Source organism: Erythrobacter sp. MTPC3, from assembly GCF_042854385.1.
GTDB lineage: Bacteria > Pseudomonadota > Alphaproteobacteria > Sphingomonadales > Sphingomonadaceae > Erythrobacter.
The window spans coordinates 1-5,331 of record NZ_BTGP01000024.1; the positions used below are offsets into that span (position 1 = coordinate 1).

The 5,331-nt window shown below is 59.1% G+C and carries 5 protein-coding genes; 3 read left to right on the plus strand and 2 right to left on the minus strand.

Features of this window, described 5'->3' with window-relative positions:
- Window positions 1-199: 199 nt before the first annotated feature.
- Complete coding sequence (locus tag ACGHU1_RS16695; protein ID WP_390479129.1) at window positions 200-445, minus strand: hypothetical protein; 246 nt, start codon at window positions 443-445, stop codon at window positions 200-202.
- Window positions 446-704: 259 nt separating this feature from the next.
- On the opposite strand from ACGHU1_RS16695, the gene ACGHU1_RS16700 reads away from it, so the two are divergent.
- The 3 genes from ACGHU1_RS16700 to ACGHU1_RS16710 are packed head-to-tail and all read left to right on the plus strand — an operon-like array spanning window position 705 to window position 4,405.
- Window positions 705-1,754 carry an extracellular solute-binding protein gene (locus ACGHU1_RS16700; RefSeq protein WP_390479128.1) on the plus strand — a complete coding sequence of 350 codons (1,050 nt, stop codon included), beginning with the start codon at window positions 705-707 and terminating at the stop codon, window positions 1,752-1,754.
- Window positions 1,745-3,361: an ABC transporter permease gene (locus ACGHU1_RS16705; RefSeq protein ID WP_390588812.1), complete on the plus strand. Its 1,617-nt coding sequence runs from the start codon at window positions 1,745-1,747 to the stop codon at window positions 3,359-3,361. Before ACGHU1_RS16700 ends, ACGHU1_RS16705 begins: the two co-directional genes overlap by 10 nt.
- A gap of 48 nt (window positions 3,362-3,409) precedes the next feature.
- Window positions 3,410-4,405: an ABC transporter ATP-binding protein gene (locus tag ACGHU1_RS16710; protein ID WP_390479124.1), complete on the plus strand. Its 996-nt coding sequence runs from the start codon at window positions 3,410-3,412 to the stop codon at window positions 4,403-4,405.
- A 194-nt stretch (window positions 4,406-4,599) separates the two neighbouring features.
- Here the strand turns inward: ACGHU1_RS16710 and ACGHU1_RS16715 are convergent.
- On the minus strand, window positions 4,600-5,331 hold a 732-nt coding region (locus ACGHU1_RS16715), incomplete at its 5' end, for an ion transporter (RefSeq protein WP_390479122.1).

Genomic DNA, 5,331 nt, shown 5'->3' on the forward strand with positions numbered 1-5,331 from the left:
GTTTATCAACGCCGCTCAGATGTCCGCAATGTGCCGCCGCCTGCACTACGTCAGGGTACTCTGGGCGGTGGCTGAGATGAAATGGCGGCAAGCGGCGGGATTTGGCGCGCCCGGCGTGACAATGGTGGGCACTCAAAACATTGGGAAATTTTTGTAGAGCTGACCGGCTGAGGTCCGCTTTGCGCCCTCATTTCTGTCATTAAAGGCTCGCGTTCACGCCCCGAAAAGCTGCCATTAATGGCGGCGCTTCTGCCGCCAAACGCTTCGCGCGCGATAACCGCTTCGAATAGGATGTTTGGAGATAATGCGGGAACAGCGTCACCGGATGCGGCAAGAGGTTGCCCAGCCATTCGACGCCGTCAAGAAAGCGAGTAAAGGAATTGCGGGAGGATGGCCGATCGGCGGGGAGAGTGGGCTCCTCGGGCGGCTTCGGAAATTCGGTCATCAATAGGCCCTAGCCGTGCCAACTAGCTGTGGGCAACCGCCCCAATTGTAACGCGTCTATTCTGCGCGCGCCTTCAGTCGGGGGATGGGCTGGTGTGTGTGTCACGATAGCGCCGTATTCTCTTTGCTGATCGAACGACCTCGGCAAGCGGACGAGTTCCGCATCTTGCTGGGGAACGGCGCTGAGACATCAATCGAAGACCTTGCTGGTTGCAACTGCTTCGCAATATAGATAGGCCCCGGCCAACTCTCGGAGAAGCATGATGAAAATGATTTCCTTATCGGCGATCGCGATAAGCACTTTTTTTCTGGCAGCGTGCGGGAACGGTGCCGACGACACCGCTGATGGTGCCGGGGCGGGCGAAGTGAATCTCTATACTGCCAGACACTACGATAGTGACCTTGAGCTCTACGAGCGTTTCACGAGAGAAACAGGTATTACAATCAACCGCGTAGACGGTAACGCCGATCAGCTTATTGCGCGAATGCGGAGCGAGGGAGAGCGCAGTCCTGCGGACCTTTTCATTACAGCAGATGCAGGCGCGCTTTGGCGAGCGGAGGAAGCAGGCGTTCTTCAACCGGTCCGATCCAACCTTCTGTCGGAGCGCGTTCCGGCCAACCTACGTGAGCCGAGTGGTAATTGGTACGGCTTTACGCGTCGTGCTCGGGTCGTTGCCTATAATCCTGAGCGGGTCCAAGCTGACGAAGTGGACAGCTATGAAGATCTCGCTTCGCCACGCTTCCGCGACCGCCTTTGCGTGCGCTCCTCCGACAACATCTACAATCTTTCGCTCGTCGGCGCACTAATTGAAGCGTGGGGCGCCGAGCGCACCGAAGAATGGGCGCGCGGTATCGTCGCCAACATGGCGCGTCAGCCTGAGGGCGGCGACCGGGACCAGATCCGAGCTGTGGGAGCGGAAATTTGCGATGTGGCGATCACCAACAGCTATTATTTCATCCGGATGGAAAATGGCGAGGACGAAGGTGACCGCGAAATCGCCGGTCGGTTGGAACTGGCCTTTCCTTCGCTCGGAGGGGCGGGCAGTCACGTGAATATTTCCGGCGGGGGCGTCGCAGCCAATGCACCGAACCGCGAGAACGCCATTCGCCTTCTCGAATTTTTTGCATCCCCTGAGGTGCAGCAGCACTTCGCTCGCAACAATAACGAGTTCCCGGCAAGTCCAGCGGTTTCCGCTCCCACGCCGGTGGATTCCTATATTGATTTCGAAGCGCATCCGATGGCTGTCTCCGCCTTTGCGGAACACCAGCCCGAAGCGCAGGCGATCATGAGTAGGGTCGGGTGGCGTTAGGCGGAGCCTCCGCTGGCTCCTCATCGCTGGAGGAGCGCCAATGGCGACTCCCCAGCCTGTCATCCCTCCAATTATGGGCGCTGGTCGCGTCACTGATCGCCGTGATCCCGCTTGTCGGGGTCCTCGTCTCTGCTCTGTCAGGCCAAGGCGCCGACATTCCGCCGCGTGACCTTCTGCGCTATGGCTGGACATCTGCATGGCTCGCCCTTTTGGTCGGCGTTGGAACAGCTGTCCTGGGGTCGGTCGCTGCGTGGCTCGTGGTCATGTACCGTTTTCCGGGACGCACATTCTTTTCTTGGTCGCTTGCTCTGCCCCTTGCAGCTCCAGGGTTTGCGCTGGCCTATGCTTATACAGACCTGCTCGGCTCGGCAGGAGATTTGCGGATCTGGATGCGCGCCGCACTGGGTTTCGATCTCCCAGTCGAGATTCGCAGTACCGGCGGCGCCGCGTTTGTCCTCTCCTGCGCATTCTACCCTTACGTCTATCTTGCAATGCGCACGGCCTTTCTGGGCCAATCCGTCTCCGCACTGGAGGCAGCCCGTCTTCTCGGCTGCTCGCAGCTCGAGGCTTTCCGGCGCGCCGCACTACCATTGGCTAGGCCAGCTCTCGCGGCCGGCGTGGCATTAGCTGTTATGGAGACATTAGCGGATTACGGCGCGGTGCAGTTCCTGGCCGTGCAGACACTAACCACTGGCGTCGTGCGGGCATGGTCAGTTTTTGGAACAATAGCCGGGGCAGCGCAGCTCGCACTCCCGCTCTTACTCGCCGCGGCGGTGCTGTTGTGGGTCGAGCGTAACGCTCGCACCGGTCGCAGTCACGATAGCGCAAGGGTTCAGCCTCGTCCGCTCCCGGTTTCGACCTTGCGAGGCTTCAGAGCAGCGGCCGCAACCTTCTTCTGCGCCGGTCTTCTGACGACCGCGCTGCTGCTGCCCTTCGCATGGCTCATTCACAACGCCCTCGATCACGAGCCTGACATTCGTCGCCTTATCGATGCCGCCGGGCACAGTCTCACGATGGGAATCGGGGGCGCTGTCGTGACCACAGCTCTGGCACTGCTACTGGCCCTTGGGGCTACACGAGCCCCGAAGTTGGCCCGGATTGCGAGTCTTGGCTATGCGACGCCCGGTGCCGCCATCGCGATCGGGCTTCTCATGCCGGCAGCTGCCGTCTGGCAAATCGTACCCATGGCCTCCACCTTCTGGGTAGGCATAGGTCTGCTCGTCTATGCCTACGCAGCACGATTGATGGCGGCAGCGCTAGAACCGATTGATGCAGGTCTGGCACGGGTCACGCCGTCGATGGTATGGGCCAGCCGCACGCTCGGCCGTACGGAGGCCGGAGCGGCATGGTTCGTCCAAGTGCCGGTTGCGCGCGGCGCGCTTCTCACTGCAGCGTTGATTGTATTCGTAGACATACTGAAGGAACTGCCTGCGACGTTAATCCTGCGTCCTTTTGACTTCGATACCTTGGCCGTGATCGCCAACAATTATGCGTTGGACGAGCGTCTAGGCCAAGCGGGCTGGCCGTCCGTTCTCATCATCGTTCTGGCTCTGCCGCCGACAATCTGGCTCAGCCGAAAGATTGCGGTCTCGAGACCCGGAAGCTAGATCCGAGACGTGCACAATCCCCGACCCCCAGGAGTGACCGTCCGTTCTGTGACGAAGCGCTTTGGCGATGTACTCGCTGTAGACGAGGTGGCCTTCGAGCTTCATGCAGGGCGAATTACCTGCCTGCTCGGGCCTTCAGGTTGCGGCAAAAGCACGCTGATGCGCATCATCGCGGGGCTCGAAGCCGCGGACGAGGGGGAAATCGAAGCTGAAGCACGACTGCTTGAGGGAGCTGGCGTCAGAGTGCAGCCGGAGCAGCGACGGATTGGGCTCGTCTTTCAGGACTTTGCGCTGTTCCCACACCTCACCGCATTGGCGAACGTTACCTTCGGCCTAAAAGGAAAGCCGGCTGCGGAGAAACGCAAAATCGGGATGGAATTGCTCGACCGCTTCGGGCTGGCAGATCGTGCCTCGTCTTGGCCGCACAACCTGTCGGGCGGCGAGCAGCAGCGCGTCGCAATTGCACGTGCGCTCGCGCCTCGCCCAAGCGCGCTGCTTCTCGACGAGCCTTTCTCGGGGCTTGACGGCGATCTCCGAGCGCATTTACGAGTTTCGGTCCTTACCGGGCTTCGCGACAGCGATGCTGCCGTCTTGATAGTCACCCATGATCCTGAAGAAGCAATGTTGCTCGGAGACGATCTGCTGCTGATGTCTGAAGGGCGAGTCATCCAAAGAGGCACGCCCGAAGAATGTTATCGGCGACCGCGTTCTGCCGTGGCGGCACGTTTGCTGGGACGAGCCAATGTCCTTGCAGCGGTTGTGGAGTCGGGTCGAGCAGAGTGCGCTTTTGGCAGTTGGCCAGTGGAGCAATGGCCCGACGGGCCAGCGACCGCTATGCTGCGACCGGAAGCGCTACGACCTTCAACGAACGGAGTGGCCGCCGAAGTCGTAGCAGTACACTTCGGCGGGGTGTGGTACGAGGTGCACCTGAGGGTAGGAGAACAACGAGCAACTATGCGCCTGATAGATCAGCCTCCAGCTGTGGGCGACGTCTTGAAAATAGATATTGCTCCACAACATGCTGCGCTGTTGGAGCAAGCTTGATAGCTCTAAGACCGCATTCACTAAAAGATGCAGTCAGACTGACTTCGCAATAAGTGTGGAGTTCCGTTGCAAAGCTAGCACAGTATGTACCAAGTTCTAGTCCGCCGTTCGCACCGTGTCGGCAGGAAATTCCAGCTCAATCCACTAGCCAGAACGTACAAAACCGAATGGAAATTCTCGCGTAACGCGCAGGTCTAGGCATTCTTTTCGGCAGCCTTACGAAGAGCCTGTACCTCGTCGCTTAGGATGCGCAGCTGCCGCAAGATATCCTCGCGCTCGCCATGCGCTTCCTCTTCAGTCGTCTCAGACATGGCGGTTACGATCACGCCGATAAAGAGGTTCAGTACGATGAAGGCGGTAATCAGGATGAAGGGCACGAAGAAGGCCCATGCATAGGGAAATTCCTCCATTACGGGGCGGACGATTCCCATTGACCAGCTTTCCAGCGTCATAATCTGGAAGAGCGAATAAAGCGATGCCCCTAAACTCCCGAACCATTCTGGAAAAGCCGCGCCAAACAGCTTCGTCGCCATAACCGCGCTGATGTAGAACAGCAGCACCAGCATTAGAATCACCGTTCCGATGCTTGGGATGGCACTAAATAGACCGACAACCACTTTCCGCATGCTGGGCACGACCGATAGCAGTCGAAGCGCGCGCAGGATGCGTAGCGCACGCAAGACGGAGAACTGTTGGGAGGCTGGCACCAAAGCCACACTGACGATCACGAAATCGAAGATATTCCAGCCACTGCGGAAAAAGCTCAGACGGTATGCGAACATCTTCATCGCAAGCTCTACTACGAATATCGCGATTGCAATGCGGTCGAGCATGAGCAGGATCTCGCCGAAACGCTCCATTATCGTCGGCGAGGTCTCCAGCCCCAATCCGATCGCATTGATCACGATCACAGCGGTGATGATGTG